The sequence below is a fragment of the Herbidospora sp. NBRC 101105 genome (genome assembly GCF_030269205.1).
Taxonomy (GTDB): Bacteria; Actinomycetota; Actinomycetes; order Streptosporangiales; family Streptosporangiaceae; genus Herbidospora; species Herbidospora solisilvae.
In genome coordinates, this window is the sequence record NZ_BSSX01000007.1 from 577309 (window position 1) to 597649 (window position 20341).

18 protein-coding genes are annotated in these 20341 nt (G+C 70.9%); 8 read left to right on the forward strand and 10 right to left on the reverse strand.

What is annotated here, in order from left to right:
• Positions 1-168: 168 nt before the first annotated feature.
• Positions 169-2235 (reverse strand): prolyl oligopeptidase family serine peptidase, encoded by a 2067-nt coding sequence (locus tag QSK34_RS29415; protein ID WP_285588739.1) that lies wholly within the window; start codon positions 2233-2235, stop codon positions 169-171.
• A gap of 287 nt (positions 2236-2522) precedes the next feature.
• Between QSK34_RS29415 and QSK34_RS29420 the strand changes: the two genes are divergently transcribed.
• From QSK34_RS29420 to QSK34_RS29430, 3 genes are all read left to right on the forward strand, one after another.
• Entirely contained in the window at positions 2523-3032 is a 510-nt protein-coding gene (locus QSK34_RS29420) for an HNH endonuclease (protein WP_062342319.1), read from the forward strand.
• Positions 3033-3042: 10 nt separating this feature from the next.
• Positions 3043-3858, forward strand: coding sequence for a GNAT family N-acetyltransferase (locus QSK34_RS29425; RefSeq protein WP_285588743.1), 816 nt, complete (start codon positions 3043-3045; stop codon positions 3856-3858).
• Positions 3859-4614: 756 nt separating this feature from the next.
• A complete protein-coding gene (locus QSK34_RS29430; RefSeq protein ID WP_161482150.1) occupies positions 4615-4830 on the forward strand; it encodes an FmdB family zinc ribbon protein in 216 nt (71 codons plus the stop codon).
• A gap of 214 nt (positions 4831-5044) precedes the next feature.
• Here QSK34_RS29430 and QSK34_RS29435 read toward each other — a convergent pair whose 3' ends face one another.
• The 4 genes from QSK34_RS29435 to QSK34_RS29450 form a co-directional block, all read right to left on the reverse strand.
• A complete protein-coding gene (locus QSK34_RS29435) occupies positions 5045-5791 on the reverse strand; it encodes a serine hydrolase (protein WP_285588746.1) in 747 nt (248 codons plus the stop codon).
• 95 nt (positions 5792-5886) lie between these two features.
• The gene (locus tag QSK34_RS29440) at positions 5887-6384 is read right to left on the reverse strand and encodes a helix-turn-helix transcriptional regulator (protein ID WP_285588747.1); all 498 of its coding nucleotides are present in this window, start codon (positions 6382-6384) and stop codon (positions 5887-5889) included.
• 38 nt (positions 6385-6422) lie between these two features.
• Complete coding sequence (ilvD, locus tag QSK34_RS29445; RefSeq protein WP_161482153.1) at positions 6423-8258, reverse strand: dihydroxy-acid dehydratase; 1836 nt, start codon at positions 8256-8258, stop codon at positions 6423-6425.
• Positions 8259-8403: 145 nt separating this feature from the next.
• Entirely contained in the window at positions 8404-9081 is a 678-nt protein-coding gene (locus QSK34_RS29450; RefSeq protein WP_285588748.1) for a nuclease-related domain-containing protein, read from the reverse strand.
• A 264-nt stretch (positions 9082-9345) separates the two neighbouring features.
• Between QSK34_RS29450 and QSK34_RS29455 the strand changes: the two genes are divergently transcribed.
• Positions 9346-10743 carry an amidase gene (locus QSK34_RS29455; RefSeq protein ID WP_285588750.1) on the forward strand — a complete coding sequence of 466 codons (1398 nt, stop codon included), beginning with the start codon at positions 9346-9348 and terminating at the stop codon, positions 10741-10743.
• 6 nt (positions 10744-10749) lie between these two features.
• On the opposite strand, the gene QSK34_RS29460 is transcribed toward QSK34_RS29455, so the two are convergent.
• Together QSK34_RS29460 and pepN are read right to left on the reverse strand one after the other, a co-directional pair.
• On the reverse strand, positions 10750-11718 hold the full coding sequence (locus tag QSK34_RS29460; RefSeq protein ID WP_161482156.1) for a hypothetical protein: 969 nt from the start codon (positions 11716-11718) through the stop codon (positions 10750-10752).
• 71 nt (positions 11719-11789) lie between these two features.
• Entirely contained in the window at positions 11790-14357 is a 2568-nt protein-coding gene (gene pepN, locus QSK34_RS29465) for an aminopeptidase N (RefSeq protein WP_285588753.1), read from the reverse strand.
• Between the two features lie 167 nt (positions 14358-14524).
• Between pepN and QSK34_RS29470 the strand changes: the two genes are divergently transcribed.
• Genes QSK34_RS29470 through QSK34_RS29480 form a run of 3 tightly spaced genes read left to right on the forward strand, consistent with a single transcriptional unit; the run spans position 14525 to position 17829 of the window.
• Complete coding sequence (locus QSK34_RS29470; RefSeq protein WP_285588755.1) at positions 14525-15145, forward strand: mycothiol-dependent nitroreductase Rv2466c family protein; 621 nt, start codon at positions 14525-14527, stop codon at positions 15143-15145.
• Positions 15146-15182: 37 nt separating this feature from the next.
• Positions 15183-16586, forward strand: coding sequence for an aldehyde dehydrogenase family protein (locus QSK34_RS29475; RefSeq protein WP_285588757.1), 1404 nt, complete (start codon positions 15183-15185; stop codon positions 16584-16586).
• A gap of 43 nt (positions 16587-16629) precedes the next feature.
• Positions 16630-17829: a nucleotide sugar dehydrogenase gene (locus QSK34_RS29480; RefSeq protein WP_285588758.1), complete on the forward strand. Its 1200-nt coding sequence runs from the start codon at positions 16630-16632 to the stop codon at positions 17827-17829.
• On the opposite strand, the gene def is transcribed toward QSK34_RS29480, so the two are convergent.
• Positions 17826-18314 carry a peptide deformylase gene (gene def / locus QSK34_RS29485; RefSeq protein ID WP_285588759.1) on the reverse strand — a complete coding sequence of 163 codons (489 nt, stop codon included), beginning with the start codon at positions 18312-18314 and terminating at the stop codon, positions 17826-17828. The genes QSK34_RS29480 and def overlap by 4 nt on opposite strands.
• A 70-nt stretch (positions 18315-18384) precedes the next feature.
• Here def and QSK34_RS29490 point away from each other — a divergent pair, with 70 nt between their 5' ends.
• Entirely contained in the window at positions 18385-18852 is a 468-nt protein-coding gene (locus QSK34_RS29490; protein ID WP_161482162.1) for a ribose-5-phosphate isomerase, read from the forward strand.
• On the opposite strand, the gene QSK34_RS29495 is transcribed toward QSK34_RS29490, so the two are convergent.
• Positions 18849-18995 (reverse strand): hypothetical protein, encoded by a 147-nt coding sequence (locus tag QSK34_RS29495; RefSeq protein ID WP_161482163.1) that lies wholly within the window; start codon positions 18993-18995, stop codon positions 18849-18851. The two genes, QSK34_RS29490 and QSK34_RS29495, sit on opposite strands and share 4 nt — an antisense overlap.
• A gap of 10 nt (positions 18996-19005) precedes the next feature.
• The gene (locus QSK34_RS29500; RefSeq protein ID WP_285588762.1) at positions 19006-20229 is read right to left on the reverse strand and encodes a GNAT family N-acetyltransferase; all 1224 of its coding nucleotides are present in this window, start codon (positions 20227-20229) and stop codon (positions 19006-19008) included.
• Positions 20230-20341: the final 112 nt, after the last annotated feature.

Below are 20341 nucleotides of genomic sequence, written 5' to 3' on the forward strand. Positions count from 1 at the left end.
TGCCGTTGCGGGGCGTGGCGGAAACGGGCGTCGGCGCCGGGTGCGGCCCTTGCCGGAGGCGGCGGGCGGGGTGAGGGTAGGCGGAGCCGTAACGGAAAAGGATCTTGAAGTCCGTGAGAGGAAGGACCCGGGCATGGCCCGGGTCCTCCTCTCTGTGGGATCCGGCGATCAGGCCCTGAGCCCCAGGTGGGTCGCGAAGAAGGCGAGCTGGTCGGCGGCGAGTTCCACGCTCTTGCTGACCGCACGCGCCCCGTGCCCCGCCTCGGCCTCGTTCCGGAGCAGGATCGGCCGGTCGCCGCTCGTGGCGTGCTGGAGGGCCGCGGCGGTCTTCCAGGCGTGCAGCGGGTGGACGCGGGTGTCGCTGGCGAAGACCGTGAACAGGGTCGCCGGGTAGTCGACGCCCTCCTTCACGTGGTGGTAGGGCGAGTAGGCCCAGAGCCAGCCGAACTCCTCGGGGTCGTCGGCCGAACCGTATTCGACGTTCCAGGTCGCGCCCAGGCCGAACTTCTCGTAGCGGATCATGTCGAGCAGCGGGGCCGAGCACACCACGGCCGCGAACAGGTCGGGACGGCGGGTCAGCGCCGCGCCCACCAGCAGGCCGCCGTTGGAGCCGCCGGAGATGCCGAGCATCTGGGGCGTGGTGACACCCTGGGCGATCAGGAACTCGGCGGCGGCCTCGAAGTCGCGGAAGGTGTTCTGCTTGTTGGCGAGCATGCCGTCGCGGTGCCACTCCTCGCCCTGCTCACCACCACCTCTGAGCTGGGCGATCGCGTAGACGCCGCCCGCCTCGACCCAGCTCAGCACCGACGCCGAGTAACCGGGCGTCATCGAGATGCCGAACCCGCCGTAGCCGTTGAGGATGGTCGGACGCGGCCCGTCGCGGTCGACGGGGGAGATCACCAGCAGGTGGACCTCGGTGCCGTCGGCCGACGGGTAGACCAGGTGCTCGGTCTGCACCGGCGGAACGTCGACCGTGCCCGGGGAGGCCGCCCACAGGGTGGTCTCGCCGGTGCGGGCGTCGAACCGCTGGATCGTGGGCGGAGTGGTGTTGTCGGTGTAGCCGAACCACGCCTCGTGGCCGCCCTCGGGACGTTCGGAGATGCCGCCGATCGTGCCGATGCCGGGCGTGGGCACCGAGCCGATGCGCTCGCCGGTCTCGAGCCGGTGGATGGTGATCTCGGAGATCGCGTGGCGGGTCCAGCCCGCCAGCATGACCGGCTCGTCGAGGTCGTCGAGGATGGCGTAGTCGCTCAGCACCGCCTCGGGGTCTTCGGGCAGCAGGTCGCGCCACGACTCGTAGCCGGGCTGGTCGGGCGTGGTCACGCACACCCGGGCCCGGGGCGCGTCGCGGTCGGTGAAGACGTAGAGCCGCCCGTCGCGCCCGAAGTGGAGCCCGGTCTGGGCGTCGACCCCTTCCTGGACGGTCACCAGCTCCGGCGCCGCGATGTCGCCCGCGCGCAGGTCGGCCAGCCACAGGTCGTTGCGCGGCGCGGTGCCCCGGGAGGCGGAGATGGTCAGCCACGACCCGTCGCGCGAGACGGAGACCCCGTAGTAGTTGGTCTTCTCGAGCCCTTCGCCGAAGATCAGGACGTCGTCGTCGGGCGAGGCGCCCACGGTGTGCAGGTAGACCCGCCGGTGGTACTGCTCCTCGTCTTGGGGCACCAGCTCGGGGGCGAGCCGGCGGACGTAGTAGAACCGTTCCCCGCCGGGCAGCCAGGCCACAGGGGAGTAGCGGCAGCGGTCGATCGGGCCCTCGACGATCTCGCCGGAGTCGACGTCCATGACGTAGAGCTTCGACTCCTCGTCGCCGCCCACCGAGATCTGGTAGGCGAGCAGGCGGCCCTCCTTGTCGGGCTGCCAGGTGTCGAGGGTGGTGAGGCCGCTCGGGTCGAGCGCCATCGGGTCGAGCAGGGCCCGCTCGGCGCCGTCGGCGTCGACGACGTAGAGGACCGCGTGTTCCTGCTCGGGGGTGCGCCGCATGAAGAAGCGCCGCGCGCCCCGCCAGGCCGGGACCCCGATCGAGCCCGACTTCAGCAGTTCCGCCACCCGGCCGCGGAACCGGTCACGGCCGGTCAGCTCGGCCTCGCCGAACAGCTTGGCCTGCGCCGCGAGCCAGTCGGCGACCTCGGCGGAAGCCGGCTCCTCCAGCCACCGATAGGGGTCGGGCACGGTGGTGCCGTGGAGCAGGTCGGCCACGTCGGCACGCCTTGCGGCGGGGTAGGAAGGTCGCGTCATGCCTGGCACTCTAAGGCAGCTCACCGACAGCCCGACACCGTAGGCCGACACGCTTGGCGGGGGGAGTAAAAAGATGATCGCCGGGGCATAAAGAGCATCAGGCGTACCAGTTGCCCAGGTTATGGGGTGGCGGACTTGTCTTCGCAAAGGACACACTTTGGTTGAGGACGGTGCCGTGGTGACCATCCGCTGGGCCGTCCGGCGGAGGTCCGTGTGAAAGAACGACCCGAGTCCCAACAGACGGGGCCACAACTTCGGCGCACAGCCATGGCCGGGGAGGTCGGCTGATGCGCCAGGTTCTACTCCTCAACGCAACCTACGAGCCACTGACCACTCTCTCGATGCACCGGGCGATCGTGCTCGTGCTCCGCGAGAAGGCCGACATCATCCATCGCGACGGCCGCGGCGGTGTGCTCCGCTCCGCGACCCGGACCCTCGACATCCCGTCGGTGATCCGGCTTCGCCGCTATGTCCGCATTCCCTACCGGTCGAGGATCCCGCTCACGCGGGCGGCGCTGATGCGCCGCGACGACTTCCGCTGCGCCTACTGCGGCCAGCGGGCCGAGACGATCGACCACGTCATCCCCCGCTCCAAGGGCGGCCCGCACACGTGGGAGAACTGCGTGGCGTCCTGCATGCCCTGCAACCATCGCAAGGCCGACAAACTCCTGGAGGAGATCGGCTGGCAGCTCCGGGTGCTCCCGGTGGTCCCGCGCGGACCCCACTGGAGGCTGATCGGCGCCCAGCTCGACGGGGACCCGCAATGGGCCCCCTACCTCGAGGAGTCGGCGGCCTAGGATCCGGTGCATGACCTGGGTTCTGAGCGACGATGTCACCGGTTTCCCCGGTGACGCCGAAGACTGGCTGCTCCGCGACCCCGTGCGCAACACGGTCCCGCTGACCGTGCTGCGGGGGTTGCGGAGCGGCGTCTTCCGCGACGACAACCTCTGCGGCTGGTTCGTCGAAGACGATCAGGTCGCCGGGGCGATTCTGCATACCCCGCCCTACCCGCTCCTCCTGGGCGCGGTGCCCGTGCGCACCCTAGGGGCGCTGGCCCGCGAGTTGATCGCGATCGACCATACGATCCCCGGCATCTCCGCCCCGCTGGAGGTGGCCGAGGCCTTCGCCCAGGTCTGGTGGCGCCCCGAGACCTCCCGCCGCAGCGAGCGCCTCTACCGTCTGACCACCCTGGCCCCCCACACAACCCCCGGCTCCTCCCGTACGGCCACCGCCGCCGACCGCGACCATCTCGTCTCCTGGTTCCGCGCCTTCCAGAACGAGGCCCACGTCGACCGCGACGCCGACCCGACCCCCCTGGTCTCGGCCCGGACCAACCGGGAGGAACTCGTCTACTGGGACGACGGGGGATCCCCCGTCTCCATGGCCGCCTTCTCCCAGCCGATCGCCGGCATGTCGCGCATCGGCCCGGTCTACACGCCGCCGGAACTGCGCGGGAAGGGCTACGGCACGGCGGTCACCCACGCGGCCACCGCCGCCGCCCAGGCGGCCGGGGCGACCGAGGTGCTGCTCTTCACGGACCTGTCGAACCCGACCTCGAACTCGATCTACCAGAAACTCGGCTACGTCCCGGTGGGCGACTACGCCTCGGTGTTCTTCACCTGAGCCGCAGATCCGGGCGACGCACCGGGGGTTGTGCACCCGGGCCACGCATTGGGCCGTGTGCTTGAGCCGCTGGCCTGGGCAGCTCGCTTGGGTCGCGCACCGGGCGGATTGGGTGGGGCGCTCACCTGGGTCGTTCCCGAGGCTGCGCGCCAGCCGTGCGATTGGCTTGCCTGTCTGAGCAGCTCCTCTGGGCCGCACACCGTGCCGCTCGCCAGGGCCACTTATCGGGGCAGCTCGCTTGGGCCGCGCCCTTGGGCCGCTCACCAGGTCGTTCCCGAGCCGCCCACCCGTCGTGCACTTGGCCCGCTTGCCTGGGCAGCTCATCCGGGTCGCGCACCGACTCGCTCGCCAGCGTCACTTGCCTAGGCGCCTCACTTGGGCGACTCGCTTGGGTCGCTCGCTTGGGCCACGAATCGGGCTTGCGAACCAGCCCGAGAACTGGGAGCGCAAACGGGGGCCGCGCAGCAACCCGCTATTGGGCCCGTTCACCTGGGTCGCTGAGCCCGTTCACCTGGGTCGCGACTTGGGTCGTGCGCTCGGGCAGCTCCCCTGGGTCGCCCATCGAGCCGTGCGCTGGAGCCGCTTAGCTGCGCAGCTTGTTTGGGCAGCTGGTTTGGGCCGAGTACCGGACGGCTTGCTGGGGTGGCTCGCCTTGGCGTTCGCTGACGATCAACTGGCCATGGGCGCGATCGTCAAGATGGCGCCGGAGGGGCCTTCGGGCGTGAGTCGGCGGCGCGGGGACCGTACCCTGGTCCCATGCCGCGTTATGACTACCGCTGCCGCGCCTGCGGTTCGACCTTCGAGCTCAACCGCCCCATGGCCGAAGCCAACGCCCCCGCCTCCTGCCCCGGCGGCCACGACGACACGGTGAAACTCCTCTCCACGGTCGCGGTGACCGGCACCGCCTCAGGCTCCGCCCCCCGCCCGTCAGGTGGCGGTGGCGGCTGCTGCGGCGGGGGTTGCTGCGGCTGACCCGGGGCCCGCCGCTAGGAGGTCCACTCTCAGCGGCGGATCGCCGAAACTACGCGGGGGGCGGCCTGTGCCCTGGGGGTTCGCCGCGAGGACGTGCACCCCTCGGCGGCGGATCGCCGCGAGCCAGTTCGTGACCTGGGCTGCGACCCCACAGCGGCGGATCGCTGTGATCACGCAGCAGGCCAGTTCGTGATCCGGGCCGCGGGTACGTCCCTCATCGGCGGATGGCCGAGATCACGAGCCCGGCCAGTTCCTCCGTCGTCCTGACACCCGTCCCCTTGTCGGGGTTGCGTTCGGTCAACACCGCGATGAGCAGGTCAGACGCCCCCGACGACAACCGGCCCACGCTGTTGACCACCCATCTGCCCCCGTGGTCGTCGACCGGCATCCAGCCGTTCTTGAGCGCCACCTGCTCTCCCGCCCGGGCCGCCGCGCTGACGCCCCAGGCCTGGGAGGGCTCGACCGAGGTCATCAGCGTGTGGGCGTAGGCCTGGTGGCCGGCCGTCACCGGCCCGGTGGGTGAGGTCAGCAGGTCGAGGAGTTTGAGCTGGTCAGCGGGGCAGCTCCGGGTGGTGCCCCACGCGGGTGCGGGCCAGGTCTGGTCGACGCCCAGGTCGCGCAGCAGGCGGGTGAGGCCCGCGCTGCCGCCCAGTTCCTCCGCCAGCTCCTGGGCCGCCGCGTTGTCGCTGTGGCGCATCATCGCCTCGGCGCGCACCCGCTCGGCCGGGGTCAGCTCGCGCCGCGCCGACTGGGCGTTCAGGAGGGTGCCCAGCAGGATGCCCACCTTGGCGACGCTGGCCAGCGGGAACATGCCCGGATCGGGCTCCACCGTGAACCGGGTTCCGGCCAGGCGGTCGTGGACGGCCACCGCCCCGCGCCCCGGGCGGGTGCGCAGGTAGGCGGCCACCTCACGCGTCAGCGTCAGCCGGTCGGCGGGGCAGAAGGCCCTCTCAGGCGTCATGGGCACCTCGCGGGCGCATGCCGCCGGTAGGGACCTCAGGTTCATGATCACAGAGTCGGCCGAGGGCCCTGACCGGCGGTTTCACGACACGCGGGTTATGCCGCAGTCTTACTCCGGCGCTGGAACGGCAGGAAACGTTCGGGTAAGTGGGGACGCGCCGGGATGTCGGTGGACTCGACCGAGATGATCCGGTCGAAGCGGAACGCGCGGATGCCGCGGCGCATGCGGCACCAGCCCGCCAGATACCAGTGTTCGCGGTGGACCAGGCAGGTCACCGGCTCCACGTCGCGGACGCTGAGGTTGCCGGCGGCGTCGAGGTAGTGGATGCGGACGACGAGCCGGGAGGTGATGGCCTGGGCGACCGCGCGGGCGCGGCGGGCGACGTCGGGGGACAGGGGGGTCGTCAGGGTGGACAGGGTCGTCGCGATCACATCGTCGTCGAGCTCCGCGAGTTCGATGTGGTCGAGCGCGTGGCGCAGACCCCGGCGCGCGGTCACGGACTGCGGACCGGCGCCGAGGTGGGCGAGCGAGAGCGCGAGCGCGGCGAGCTCGGCGGTCGTCAGGGACCCGTTGTGCCGAATGACAGTGGCCATACCTTGATTTTAGATAAGCCCACTGACATTTTCTCGAACTAGTTCGCGAGCTGAGACAGGTCTCGTGAGGCTCCGGTGCTCGCCGAGGTGGTCAGCGCGGCGTAGGCCTGGAGGGCGGCGGTGACGGGGCGCTCGCGGTCGCGGGGGCGGTAGCGGCCGAGCTCGGCCAGCAGCTTCTCGCGGCGGGCGGCCAGGTCGGCGTCGGACACCTTGAGCTCGATCGAGCGGCCGGGGATGTCGATCTCGATCGTGTCGCCGTCTTCGACCAGGGCGATCGCGCCGCCCTCGGCCGCCTCGGGCGAGGCGTGGCCGATCGACAGGCCCGAGGTGCCGCCGGAGAAGCGGCCGTCGGTGACCAGCGCGCAGGCCTTGCCCAGGCCGCGTCCCTTGAGGAAGGACGTGGGGTAGAGCATCTCCTGCATGCCGGGGCCGCCCTTCGGGCCCTCGTAGCGGATGACGACGACGTCGCCCTCCTTGACCTTGCCGCCGAGGATGCCGTCGACGGCGTCCTCCTGCGATTCGAACACCACGGCCGGGCCGGAGAACTTCCAGATCGACTCGTCGACGCCCGCCGTCTTCACGACGCAGCCGTCGACGGCGATGTTGCCGTAGAGGACGGCCAGGCCGCCGTCTTTGGTGTAGGCGTGCTCGACGTCGCGGATGCAGCCCTCGGCGCGGTCGAGGTCGAGGGTCTCCCAGCGGTTGTCCTGGGAGTAGGGCTTGACCGTGCGCACGTTGCCGGGCGCGGCGTGCCAGAGATCGACCGGGTTCGAGAGCACGTCCCACTTGTCGAGCAGGTCGCCGAGCGTGCCGCCGTTCACGGTGACGGTGTCGCGGTGGAGCAGGCCGCCGCGGTCGAGCTCGGCCAGGATCGCGGGGATGCCGCCGGCCCGGTGGACGTCTTCGATGTGGTACTTGTTCGTCGCCGGGGCGACCTTGCACAGGCACGGCACCCGCAGCGAGATCTCGTTGATCTCCTTCAGGCCGAAGTCGACCCCGGCCTCGCGGGCCGCCGCCAGGATGTGGAGGATCGTGTTGGTCGACCCGCCCATGGCGACGTCGAGGGCCATGGCGTTCTCGAAGGCGTCCTTGGTGGCGATGGCGCGGGGCAGGACCGAGAGGTCGTCGTCCTCGTAGTAGCGGCGGGCGATCTCGACGACCTGCTTGCCGGCGTCCTTGTAGAGCTGCTCGCGGGCCTTGTGGGTGGCCAGGATCGTGCCGTTGCCGGGCAGGCCCAGGCCGATCGCCTCGACGAGGCAGTTCATCGAGTTGGCGGTGAACATGCCGCTGCAGGAACCGCAGGTCGGGCAGGCGTCCTCTTCCATCGCCAGCAGGTCTTCGTCGGAGACGCTGTCGTCGGCCGCCGCGATCATGGGGTCGATCAGGTCGAGCTTGCGGCCCTTGCCGGCGATCTGGGTCTTGCCGGCCTCCATCGGGCCGCCCGACACGAAGACGGTCGGGATGTTCAGCCGCATGGCCGCCAGCAGCATGCCCGGCGTGATCTTGTCGCAGTTGGAGACGCAGATCAGCGCGTCGGCGCAGTGGGCGTTGACCATGTATTCGACCGCGTCGGCGATCAGCTCGCGCGAGGGCAGCGAGTAGAGCATGCCGCCGTGGCCCATCGCGATCCCGTCGTCGACGGCGATGGTGTTGAACTCCCGGGGGATCGCGCCCGCCTCGCGGATCGCGCCCGCCACGACGTCGCCGACCTCGCGGAGGTGGACGTGGCCCGGCACGAACTGGGTGAAGCTGTTGGCCACCGCGACGATGGGCTTGCCGAAGTCGCTTCCGGCTACCCCGGTCGCCCGGAGCAGGGCCCGGGCACCGGCCATGTTCCTGCCGTGGGTGACCGTACGAGACCTGAGGGCGGGCATGGCCAGACTCCGATCAGAAGACGTTCGACGTCCATACATGGTAAGTCCGCCGCCCGAGCGCTGAGACACGGGTCCCAGAACGTGAAACGGCCCGTGCCGCACCCGGCACGGGCCTGATCGGACGATGGATTAGAACGTTCCTCTGTCAGACCTCGCTGTAGCGCGAGGGCAGGACGTTCTCGGCGGCCTTGAAGATCGCATCGACCTCCGAAGGCGTCAGCGACTTCTCCCGCTTGGTGATCCACTTGCGGACCATGCTGCCGGAGAACACGTCGACCTCGCGGATGTTGAGGATCCGCCAGGGGATCGCCGGCCCGTAGATGGCCAGCGACGGCACGACGGTGATCTCCCGGCCGAGCGCCTTGCTGATCAGGTCGCCGGCCTGGGTGGCCTCCCAGCGCGCCTCGTCGAGGCGCGGCTTCTGGTTGAACGGTCCGTGGAAGAGCTTGCGGTGTGACTGCACGCGCACGGGAAGACGCCGGTCCCACTTCTCGGAGTCGACCGCGTAGACCCCTGTCGGGCCCACCACCAGATGGTCGATCTGGGCGTCGCTGCCGGGGATCGACCGGGCGTGGAGCGTGCGGTATCCACCGCGTTCGAGCTTCTTCAACTGGGCCTCGGTCCGCCGCTCCGCGACCGACGGCCGCCGCCAGGCCGGGACGGACGAGGTCGTCCGGGCCCGGTAGACGGTCAGCCCGATGGCGGTCAGCACCAAGAACACGAGACCCGTCCGGACGCTGCCGAACAGCAGGCCCGTCACGATCCCCACCGCGACGGAGACGGCTGCTCGGCGTACCAGATCCTGGTATCTGGGTTGCTGCAAGGTGCTCCGCAGGGACGCGCGCTCTACTGGCGCGTAGGTCGACGCGGGCGTGTCGGGTCGCGTCGGGGGGCGCTCCTCACGATCGCTCACCCAGATAGGTGACGCATCGTGACCCTCTTCGGGCGCTAGACGGCTATCCACATAACAGACCGTAGTTGAGGCGCCAAGCTGTTGCCTAGTGGAGCCTGGTTCATACTTTTGTGGCCAACATTTGCTGATTCGCGCATGCTGGTATAGGGCATCATCTCTAGATATCTTCCGGCCGTGGCCGGCATTCATGATCTCACCGCTCTCGAACTCGCGTCCGCGGTTCGCGCCCGCGACCTGTCGCCCGTCGAGATCGCGGAACACTACCTCGCCCGTGCCGACGAGGTCGGCGCCTACGTCACCCTGACCGCTGACCTCGCCCTTGAGCAGGCACGACGCCTTGAGAACGAAGATCCGGGAGACCGCCCGCTGTTCGGCGTGCCGGTGCCGGTAAAGGACCTGAACTTCGTGAAGGGCGTGCCGATCAGGTTCGGCTCGGCCACCTACGAGGGCTTCACGGCGCCGGTGGACGACTCCATCGTCACCCGCCTCCGCGACGCCGGGACCGTTATGACCGGTAAGACCAATTCGCCAGAGTTTGGTTTGCCTTGTTACACGGAACCTACCGTCGCGCCACCGGCCCGCACCCCCTGGGACGTCACGCGGTCGGCCGGCGGGTCCAGCGGGGGCGCCGCGGCCGCCGTGGCGGCCGGGCTGGCGCCGATCGCCCACGGCAGTGACGGAGCGGGATCGATCCGCATCCCGGCCGCGGCGTGCGGGTTGTTCGGCATCAAGCCCAGTCGTGGACGCGTCTCGCTTGCCCCGATGATCCCCGACCTGGCGGGGTTGTCGGCCAACGGCCCGCTGGCCCGCAACGTGGCCGACGCGGCGGCGCTGCTCGACGTGCTGGCCCACCACCAGCCGGGCGACCTCTACTGGGCGCCGGACGCCCCGGCGTCCTTCCTGGCGTACACGAAGCGGGATCCCGGCCGCCTGCGCATCGCCCGCCACCGCGACCCGGTGATCGAGGGGGCCGAGCTCCACCCCGAGGTCGTCGCGGCCTACGAGAAGGCGTCGGCCCTCCTCGAACGGCTCGGCCACGAGGTCGTCGACATCGGCAACCCCTACGGCGCCGACGTCGTGCCGCTGTTCGAGCGCATGTGGTTCGCCTTCGCGTGCATGCACCCCGTCGCGCCGGAGAAGGAGCACCTGCTGCGGCCCATCACGGCGTGGCTGCGCGAGCGCGGCTTCGCCGTCCCCGCGCCCGACTTCCTTAAGGCCTGGTCGGCGCTCCAGCTCACGACCCGGTTCGCGCTGCTGGTCACCGACGCGTTCGACGCCGTGCTCACGCCGACCGTCACCGGCCTGACGCCGGAGATCGGCTGGTTCGAGGACGTCGACGACCCGTCGGTGACCTTCGAGCGCATGAAGCGGTTCGCGCCGTTCGCGGCCGCCTACAACCTCAGCGGCCAGCCCGCGGTCAACCTGCCGATCCACTGGACGCCCGACGGCCTGCCCGTGGGAGCCATGCTGGCCGCCCGGTGGGCCGACGAGGGCACCCTCATCATGTTGTCGGCCCAGATCGAGGCCGAGGTGGGCGGCTTCTGGGGAGATCGCCGCCCACCGGGCTGGTGAACCCCGTCAGGTCAGCAGCGAGACCACGTGTTCGGACACGTCGGCCAGCAGGCCCGCCGGGCGTACGTCGGTGCCCGCGATGGCCGACACCAGGCTCGGCAGCCCCTCCAGGGGGAAACCGTCGTTCTTGGTGACCTGGTGGCCGACGCCGTTCTTGTCGAGCACGGCCCTGCTGCGCCGCCAGGCCTCCAGCACCTCTTCGGGCGAGGGCACACCGAAGCCGTGACCGACCGGGGCGGCGTGGCGGAGCCGGACGAGCGGGGTGTCGGCGAAGGCCAGGGCCGTGCGGCAGCGGGTGGACAGGGTCTCCTTGTCGGGGACCCAGTCCATGGCCGTACAGGGGGTGCGGCACTTGGCGACGCAGACGGCCATCGCTCCCGCGACCTGGCTGTGCTGGCGGTCGAAGTAGGCCCGCCAGCCCTCGGCCGGCTCGGAGGCCACGCGCAAGGAGCGCTGGGTGGCCGACTGTTCGGAGCGGGTGTGGTCGCACTCCTTCTCGCCGATGACGCCGAAGCGGCTGCCCGGCGCCTGGAGGCCCTCGGGCCAGCGGGCCGGGTCGCCCGAGTGGCCCAGCGCCTCTTCGAAGGCGAGCAGCGGGAGGTATTCGGAGGTGATGTGCACCGCCGCCATCATCGCGCTCAGCTCGCGCTGGTCCCAGCGGACCTTGATCACCTCAAGGAGCAGGGAGTAGGCCGGCCGCAGCGAGTCGAGGGCGCCGCGGGGGCGTTCCTTGGGGGTCTGCGGCATGTGGCAGGCACGGGCCCGGCGGCGCAGGTCGGCCGGGATCACCGGCGCGTCGAGCTCGCTGGCGAAGTCTTCGGCGTCAAGGGTCAGCAGGCGCTGGCCGAACTCGCAGACGGCGGCGACCAGCACCGCGCGCGACTCGTCGGGCAGCACGGCGCCGGACAGGGCGCCGACGTCGCCGAAGGAATAACGGCGGGCCAGCGCGATGAGCAGGTCGTGGGCCGACTCCATCCATTCACTTTCTCACGGGGTACGGGGAAGGCCGGGCACGGGCCCGGCCTCCCCTGAACCTACGTGACCTTTCAGGCGGATGCGGCGTCCTTGGCCCGAGCCCGCAGGGCGCGGTTGATGCCGTCGGCGCCTTCGAGCAGCAGCCGCTTCAGGCCGTGGGGCGGCTGGGCGGAGGCGATGAGCTCGTGGGTGGCCTCGGCCGTCTCGGGGCGGATCAGGTGGGTCGGGTAGCAGCCGACCGCGAAGTTCTGGGCCGAGTCGCTGGTCCAGTTCTTCCAGATTCCGGTGACCTCGGCGAAGAACGCCGGGCCGTAGGGCTCCAGCAGGTCGACCCGGCGCGGCTCGCCGAACCCGAGGATGGTCGAGCGCAGCACCGCCCCGCTCAGCTCGCCGCTGACGATGCGGGCCCAGGCGCTCGCCTTGGCCTCCTCGGTCGGGATCGAGGCGCGGGCCTGCGCGGCCGAGCGCTCGCCCGTCGCGGTCGCGTCGCGCACCAGCTCGGCGTCGATGTCGGCGGCGCCGAGCACGCCCCCGACGACCAGGGCCCGGGTGAGGGTCCAGCGCAGGTCGGCGTCGACGGTCAGGCCGGCCGGGACGTTCAGGCCCAGCAGGATCGCGTGGAGGAGGTCGAGGTCGGCCTTGGAGGTGGCGACCTCGGCGAACGCGTTGAGGTAGGCCAGCTGGTGGTCGGACCCGGCCTCGGCGCCCTCGAAGAGGCGGCGCAGCGTGGCGGCCAGGGTGGCCAGGCCGGTGTCGCGCCACTCGGGGGCGGCGTACTGCTGGACGGCCATGCGCGCCTGGCGCAGCACCGTCTGCAGGACGGTCAGGTCGCGGACCGAGTGGATGCCCGACTCGACCAGGGTGACGTAGTCGCGGGTGGCCATCTCGCCGTCGCGGGTCATGTCCCAGGCGGCCGACCAGCACAGGGCGCGCGGCAGCGAGTCGGCGAACTTGACGATGCCGCCGTTGACCACGGTCGCGAGCGAGCGCTCGTCGAGACGGACCTTGGCGTAGGTCAGGTCGTCGTCGTTGACCAGGACCAGGTCGGGCTGGAGCTCGCCGACCAGCTCGGCCACGGCGGTGCGGGCGCCGACGACGTCGAGCTCGACCCGCTTGACCCGGGTCAGCACGCCCAGGACGTCGGAGTAGAGGCCGATCGCGACCCGGTGGGAGCGCAGCGTCGGGTAGTCGGCCGGGGCCTCCTGGAGCACCTCGAACCGGGTGAACCGGCCCTCGGCGTCGACGTCGAAGGAGGGACGCAGGGTGTTGACCCAGGAGGTCTCCAGCCACTCCTTCGACCACGACGACAGGTCGCGGCCGGAGGTGCGCTCCAGGGCGCCGAGCAGGTCTTTCAGCTCGGTGTTGCCCCAGGCGTGCTCGTTGAAGTAGTCGCGGACGCCCGCGAGGAAGTTGTCGAGGCCGACGTAGGCCACGAGCTGCTTCAGGACGCTGGCGCCCTTGGCGTAGGTGATGCCGTCGAAGTTGACCTCGACGGCGTGCATGTCGGGGATGTCGGCGGCGATCGGGTGGGTCGAGGGGAGCTGGTCCTGGCGGTAGGCCCAGGCCTTCTCGACGTTGGCGAAGGTCGTCCAGGCGCCCTGGCCCCAGCGGGTGGCCTCGGCCTGGCAGAGCACCGACATGTAGGTGGCGAACGACTCGTTCAGCCACAGGTCGTCCCACCAGCGCATGGTCACGAGGTCGCCGAACCACATGTGGGCCATCTCGTGGAGGATCGTCTCGGCGCGGCGCTCGATCAGGGCGTCGGTCACCCGGGAGCGGAAGACGTAGTCCTCCAGGAAGGTCACGCAGCCGGCGTTCTCCATCGCGCCCGCGTTGAACTCGGGGACGAAGAGCTGGTCGTACTTCCCGAACGGGTAGCGCAGGCCGAAGACGCGGTGGAAGAAGTCGAACCCCTGCTTGGTCACCTCGAAGATGTTGTCGGCGTCGAGGTGCTCGGCCAGGCTCTGGCGGACGTAGATGCCCAGCGGGATGCCGTCGTGCTCGTCGTGGACGGAGGCGTAGGGGCCGGCCACGAGGGCGGTGATGTAGGTCGACATCACCGGCGTCGCCGGGAAGTGCCACCGCTTGGCGGCCTGGAGCGTGCCATGACGGCCTTCGTGCTGCTCCAGCTCCAGCGACTCGTCGGGGGCGGAGTTGGAGATGACCTGCCAGTCGGCGGGGGCCAGGACCGTCAGCTCGAAGGTGGCCTTGAGGTCGGGCTGGTCGAAGCAGGCGTACATGCGGTGGGCGTCGGCGGTCTCGAACTGGCTGTGCAGGTAGACGCGCTTGTCGACCGGGTCGACGAACCGGTGGAGGCCCTCGCCGGTGCGCATGTAGGTGCAGTCGGCGTCGATGCGCAGTTCGTTGCGCTCGGCCAGGCCGCTGAGCGGGAAGCGGCCCGCCTCCTCGTCGTAGGCGCCGGCGTCGAGCCGGGTGCCGTTCAGGACGACCGACCGCACCCGGGCGTTGTGCAGGTCGATGAAGGTGTCGGCGCCGGGCTGCGCACACGTGAAGTGGACCGTCGTGACGCTCTCGAACCGCTCGTCGCCCTCGGTCAGGTCGAGCTCGACCGAATAGGACTGAACGGTCAGCAGCCGGGCGCGCTCCCGGGCTTCGTCACGGGTCAGATTGCCTGCCACATCCGCTCCTCACACACGGCCCGCCGCGCCGTCGCGACCGGGATGACCGCATCCTTCCACGACGACCGGACAAAGCCGCAATCAAATGTTTCCCTACCTGGAATAGGTAGATCCCTGACTCCGGTTGTCGATCGATGGAACCACATTCCTGTCGGGAGAGTGAACAAATGTCCGAACGCAAGATCGCCGATTTCTGGTTCGACCCATTCTGTCCGTGGGCCTGGCTGACCTCGCGCTGGATGCTCGAAGTGGAGAAAGTGCGGCCGATCGAGGTCCGCTGGCATCTGATGAGCCTCACCTTCCTCAACGAGGACCGCGACATCCCGGCGGATTATCGGGCACGTATAAGCAAAGCCATCGGCCCGGTCCGCGTCGTGGCCGCCGCGCGGCGGAAGTACGGCGAGGAGGTGCTCGGCGAGCTCTACACCCAGCTCGGCACCCGCTTCCACGACGGCGGGCGCATCAAGACCCTCGACGGCCTGGCCGACGTCGTCGCCGAGGCGCTGGAGGCCGCCGGGCTCGACCCCGCGCTGGCGGGCGAGATGGACTCCACCGAGTACGACGAGGAGATCCGCCGCTCCCACGACGCCGGAATGGACCAGGTCGGCACGGACGTGGGCACGCCCGTGATCGCCATCGACGGCAACGCCATCTTCGGGCCCGTCGTCACCCCTGCCCCGAAGGGCGAGGCGGCGGGGCTGCTCTGGGACGGCGTGGTGCTGGTCCTGTCCACCGACGGCTTCTTCGAGCTGAAGCGAACCCGGACGAGGGACCCCATCTTCGATTGAGTGGAACTATGACACCGATCACGCCAGGATGGGGCGCATGCGTCAGCTCTTCGTGAACGGTGCCTGGGTTTCCTCCGCGTCCGGCGAAGGGGTCGACGTGGTCAACCCGGCGACAGAAGAGGTCGTCGACCGGGTGCCGGCGGGGGCGGCCGACGACGTGGCCGAGGCGGTCACCGCCGCCCGGCGCGCCTTCCCCCGCTGGTCGGCCACCCCGCCCGAGGAACGCGGCGCGGTGCTCGCCCGCGCCGCCGAGCTGATCGAGGCGCGCGCCCGCACGATCGCGGAGATCATCGCGACCGACATGGGCGCGCCCCTGGGGTTCGCGCTGCGGACGCAGACCCTGATGCCCGCCGGGGTGCTCAAGACCTTCGCCGGCATGGCCGGGCGGCAGGCCGAGACCACCCGGGTGGGCAACTCCCTGATCCTGCGCGAGCCGGTGGGCGTGGTCGCCGCGATCACGCCCTGGAACTACCCGCTGCACCAGGCCGTCTGCAAGGTGGGCGCCGCCCTGGCGGCCGGGTGCACGGTGGTGCTGAAGCCCAGCGAGGTGGCCCCCCTGGCGGCCTACGCGCTGACCGAGGCGCTGGAGGAGGCCGGGCTGCCGCCGGGCGTCTTCAACCTGGTGAGCGGCCACGGCCGGACCGTCGGCGAGGCCCTGGCCGCCCACGTCGACGTCGACATGGTCTCCTTCACCGGCTCCACCGCGGCCGGACGCCGCGTCGCCGCGCTGGCGGGCGACACGGTGAAGCGGGTCGCGCTGGAACTCGGCGGCAAGTCGGCCAACGTGATCCTCCCGGGCGCCGACCTGGAGACGGCGGTCAAGGCGGGCGTCGGGCAGGCCTACAGCAACGCCGGGCAGACCTGCTCGGCCTGGTCGCGCATGCTCGTCCACTGGGACCAGTACGACGAGGCCGTCCAGATGGCCGTCGCGTTCTCCCGCAAGTACGTCGTGGGCGACCCCTTCGCCGACGACACCCGCATCGGCCCGCTCGTCTCCCGCGTCCAGCGCGACCGGGTGGTGCGCTACCTCAACGTCGGCCAGGAGGAGGGCGCCCGGCTGGTGGCCGGCGGCACCGAGCCGGTGCACGAGCGCGGCTACTACGTCGAGCCGGCCGTCTTCGCCGGGGTCGCGCCGGGCATGACGATCGAGCAGGAGGAGATCTTCGGCCCGGTGTTGTCGATCGTCCCCTTCGGCGCCGTCGACGAGGCCGTGGCGATCGCCAACGGCACCCCCTACGGCCTCGCCGGGGCCGTCTGGGCCCGCGACGAGGAGCAGGCCGTCGCCGTGGCCCGCCGGATGCGCACCGGCCAGGTCGCGATCAACGGCGGCCGGTTCAACCCGCTGGCGCCGTTCGGCGGCTACGGGCAGTCGGGGGTCGGGCGCGAGCTGGGCGAGGCCGGGTTCGACGAGTTCCTCGAGGTCAAGTCTTTGCAGATGTGAGCTTTCCGGCTTGACCCGGGCGTCGATACACAAAGTCATGCACGTGTTGATCGTGGGCCTGGGCTACGTCGGGCTGCCCACCGCGCTCGCCTTCCTGGAGGCGGGCTGCCGGGTCACCGGCTACGACGTCAGCGCCGCGCGGCTCGCCGCCATCCGCAAGGGACAGGTCGACCTGTCGCCCCTCGACCACGCGCGGCTGCGGTTCCACCGGCTGGAGACCACCACCGACCCGGCCGCCGTCGCCGCCGCCGACGTGGTGGTGATCTGCGTGCCCACGCCGGTCGACGAGCACCACGTACCGGATCTGAGCGCGCTGCGGGCCGCCTGCGGCACGGTCGTGGCGCACGCCGTCCCCGGCCAGCTCGTCGTGCTCACCTCGACGACCTACGTGGGTTCGACCCGCGACCTGCTGATCGACCACCTCAGCGGGGTCGACGTCGTGTTCAGTCCCGAACGGGTCGATCCGGGGCCGGGCGGGCGCCCGCTGGAACACTCGCCCAGAGTGCTCGGGCCCGCCTCCGCGAAGGCGGGCGACCGGGCCGAGGAGCTGCTCAGACGGGTGGCTCCCTCGGTGCACCGGGTCAGCTCGCCGGAGGCGGCCGAGTTGTGCAAGCTGCTGGAGAACTCGTTCCGGGCGGTCAACATCGCGCTGGCCAACGAGTTCGCCGACATCGCCCGGGAGGTCGGGGTCGACCCCGTCGAGGTGATCGAGGCGGCGGCCACCAAGCCGTTCGGGTTCATGCGGTTCGACCCGGGACCGGGCGTGGGCGGGCAGTGCGTGCCGTCCGACCCCTACTACCTGCTGTGGCGGCTGCGGCGGGCGGCGCCGACCGTGCTGACCGCCGCCATGGGGGCCATCGCGGCCCGGCCGCAGGCGGTGGTGGGGCGGGCGCTGGAGATGCTCGCGGCGGCCGGGCGGGACGTGCGGGACGCGACGGTGCTGGTCGCGGGGGTGTCGTACAAGCCGGGGGTGGCCGACGCGCGCGAGACGCCGGCGGTGCCGATCATCGCCGCGCTGCGGCGGCTCGGGGCGCGGGCCGAGTTCACCGACCCGCTGGTGGAGGAGCTGGTGGTGGGGGAGGAGGTGCTGAAACGCGCGAGCGACCCGGGGAGCGAGCCGTGGGACCTCGTCGTCGTGCACACGCTCGGCGGCGACCTCGCGTGGTTGCGGCCGGAACAGCCGGTCCTGGACGCCACCTACCGGCTCGAACGGCCCGGCGACAGCCGCTGGGAGGTGCCCTAGGGCGCCTGGAGCATGATCCGGCGGGCGGCGTCCTTCGGCAGGCGGTCGAGGTAGAGGCCGCCGTTGAGGTGGTCGAACTCGTGCTGGAAGCAGCGGGCCAGCATGCCCCGCGCCTTGATCTCCAGCGGGCGGCCGAGGCGGTCGAAGCCCGTGACGGTGACCCCGGAGGCGCGCGGGGTGGGCGAGTAGAGGGGCTTGCCGGTCGCCTTGTTCGGCACGGACAGGCAGCCCTCCTCCTCGACGATCTCGGCGTCGTCGTCGACGGTGAGCTCGGGGTTGACCACAGCGCCCTTGCGGTTGCTGATGTCGTACACGAAAAGGCGTTTCCCGACGCCGATCTGGGGGCCCGCGAGACCCACGCCGTCGGCCAGGTACATCGTCGCGAACATCTCGTCGATCAGGCGGCGCAGGTCTTTGTCGAACACCGTGACCGGCTCGGCCGGGGTGCGCAGCACCGGATCTCCGACATACCGGATCTCGCGCATTCTGATCTCCGCGGTAAGGGGCGACGGGGGTAGCTGGCCGTTACTTTAGTCGACCTGAGAAGCTCTCCGTATGCGCGTCTACATCGGTTCCGACCACGCCGGCTACGACCTGAAGAACCACCTGGTCGGCTGGCTCAAAGACAACGGCCACGACGTGGTCGACTGCGGTCCCTTCGTCTTCGACGCCGAAGACGACTATCCGCCCTTCGTGCTCCGCGCCGCCGCCGGGGTGGTGGCCGAGCCGGGCTCGTTCGGCGTGGTGATCGGCGGCTCGGGCAACGGCGAGGCCATCGCCGCCAACAAGGTGAAGGGCGTGCGCGCCGCGCTGGCGTGGAGCGACGACACCGCCACGCTCGGGCGGCAGCACAACGACGCCAACGTGATCAGCATCGGCGCCCGGATGCACTCCGAGGCCGAGGCCACCCGTTTCGTCGAGTTGTTCCTCGCCACGCCCTACTCGGGCGCCGAGCGCCACACCCGGCGCATCGACATGCTGAGCGACTACGAGCGGACCGGCGAGCTGCCCCCGCTGCCCTAGGGCTTCTTGCGGGTCTCCTTGCGGGGGACCTCGTCGCGCAGGGGCCGCCGGTCGGCGGCCTCCTGCTGTTCCTTCGACGGACGCGACACGTCGCGGGCGCGCATGGCGGTGATCGCCGTGATGGTCAGACTCTGCAGGGCCATGGTTCCGACCCTAGAAGACGAGCCCGCCCCACGGGAGTGGGCTCCACGACATGGCCGCCGACAACTCCCGCACCGCGCCCTCGCGGTGCTCGGTGATCTGCCCGGCCATCCGGTACGACTCCAGCGACCGCCCCCCGAGATAGCCGGCGCCCAGGATGCGCACCGGCAGGCTCAGGTCGGGCGCGTCCTCGGTCCGCTCACACGTCTGCTTGGCGGTCGACAGCCGCCAGCGCCCGGCGTTCCACGGGCACACGTCGTCGTCGACCTCGACGACCAGCTCCACCGGCGCGCTGTAGGCCCGCTGGGTGAGCGCGCCCGGCACGTCCACCAGGCGGATCCACAACTCGTCGAGGGTGCCCGCGTTCAGGTGCCGCGGTTCGGCCAGCAGGTGCATGACCGGGTCGTCCACGGGCCGGTTGGCGGCGAACACGCGGGCGCACAGGTCGCGGTCGAGCAGGCTGCGCCACAGGGCGGCGTAGGCGGCGGGGTCGACGGCGAACAGCTCCTGCAGCAGCACCTCGCCGTCGGGCACGTCGTGGTCGGTGACCTTGCGCTTCACCCGGAACAGCGCGTAGCCGCGCACGCCGTCGTCGTCCTCGGCCAGCACGCAGCGCAGCCGCCCGGCCGAGCCGCGGGCGTTGTCGTCGTCGGCCAGGGTCGCGTTCCAGCGGGCGGCGGTCCGCGTGTAGAGGCCCGGCCGCGTCGGCCGGACACTGTCGAAGACCCGCACGAAGTCCTCGCGGGCCCGCTCCGGCGGCTCGACCCGCAGGCGCAGCGTGGGATCGACCGGCGCGTCGGCGCGGAAGGCGCTGGAGTGCTTGGGGATCGAGTAGAAGACGTTGTCGACCGCGCGGCCGTAGCCGTAGCGGCCGTAGATGGCGGCCTCGGAGGCGTAGAGCGCGGCGAACACCTCGCCCTTGGCGTGGACGTCGGCCAGCTGCCGCCGCATCAGCGAACTGAGCACCCCCCGCCGCCGGTGGGAGGCCAGCACGCCGACGGAGCTCACCCCCGCCACCGGGAGCACGCCGCCCGGCACCGTCATGTCGAAGCTCATGACCTGGGTGAAGCCGACCATCCGGTCGCCGTCGAAGGCGGCCAGGGACCGGTCGAACTCCGTGACGCCCTTGAACCGCTCCATCTGACCGGGGGCCCAGGAGGAGACGAACGCCTCGTCGAGCAGGTCGCAGACGGCGGGGAACTCGGATTCGGCGATGGGGCGAATGGGGTGATTCACGGCACCACCGTAGGGCCGGGCAAAGAGGGACGGCCACCCAATATACGTGCTAAGTGATCAAGGTGTTGGTCAAGACAGCGCCTCACCACGAAGCCGACCGATACAGTCGGGA

Coding starts and splice junctions, on each gene's coding strand:
- QSK34_RS29415 (WP_285588739.1), bottom strand. CDS start 2,235: ATGACGCGACCTTCCTACCCCGCCGCAAGGCGTGCCGACGTGGCCGAC.
- QSK34_RS29420 (WP_062342319.1), top strand. CDS start 2,523: ATGCGCCAGGTTCTACTCCTCAACGCAACCTACGAGCCACTGACCACT.
- QSK34_RS29425 (WP_285588743.1), top strand. CDS start 3,043: ATGACCTGGGTTCTGAGCGACGATGTCACCGGTTTCCCCGGTGACGCC.
- QSK34_RS29430 (WP_161482150.1), top strand. CDS start 4,615: ATGCCGCGTTATGACTACCGCTGCCGCGCCTGCGGTTCGACCTTCGAG.
- QSK34_RS29435 (WP_285588746.1), bottom strand. CDS start 5,791: ATGACGCCTGAGAGGGCCTTCTGCCCCGCCGACCGGCTGACGCTGACG.
- QSK34_RS29440 (WP_285588747.1), bottom strand. CDS start 6,384: ATGGCCACTGTCATTCGGCACAACGGGTCCCTGACGACCGCCGAGCTC.
- ilvD (WP_161482153.1), bottom strand. CDS start 8,258: ATGCCCGCCCTCAGGTCTCGTACGGTCACCCACGGCAGGAACATGGCC.
- QSK34_RS29460 (WP_161482156.1), bottom strand. CDS start 11,718: ATGGAGTCGGCCCACGACCTGCTCATCGCGCTGGCCCGCCGTTATTCC.
- QSK34_RS29470 (WP_285588755.1), top strand. CDS start 14,525: ATGTCCGAACGCAAGATCGCCGATTTCTGGTTCGACCCATTCTGTCCG.
- QSK34_RS29475 (WP_285588757.1), top strand. CDS start 15,183: ATGCGTCAGCTCTTCGTGAACGGTGCCTGGGTTTCCTCCGCGTCCGGC.
- def (WP_285588759.1), bottom strand. CDS start 18,314: ATGCGCGAGATCCGGTATGTCGGAGATCCGGTGCTGCGCACCCCGGCC.
- QSK34_RS29490 (WP_161482162.1), top strand. CDS start 18,385: ATGCGCGTCTACATCGGTTCCGACCACGCCGGCTACGACCTGAAGAAC.
- QSK34_RS29495 (WP_161482163.1), bottom strand. CDS start 18,995: ATGGCCCTGCAGAGTCTGACCATCACGGCGATCACCGCCATGCGCGCC.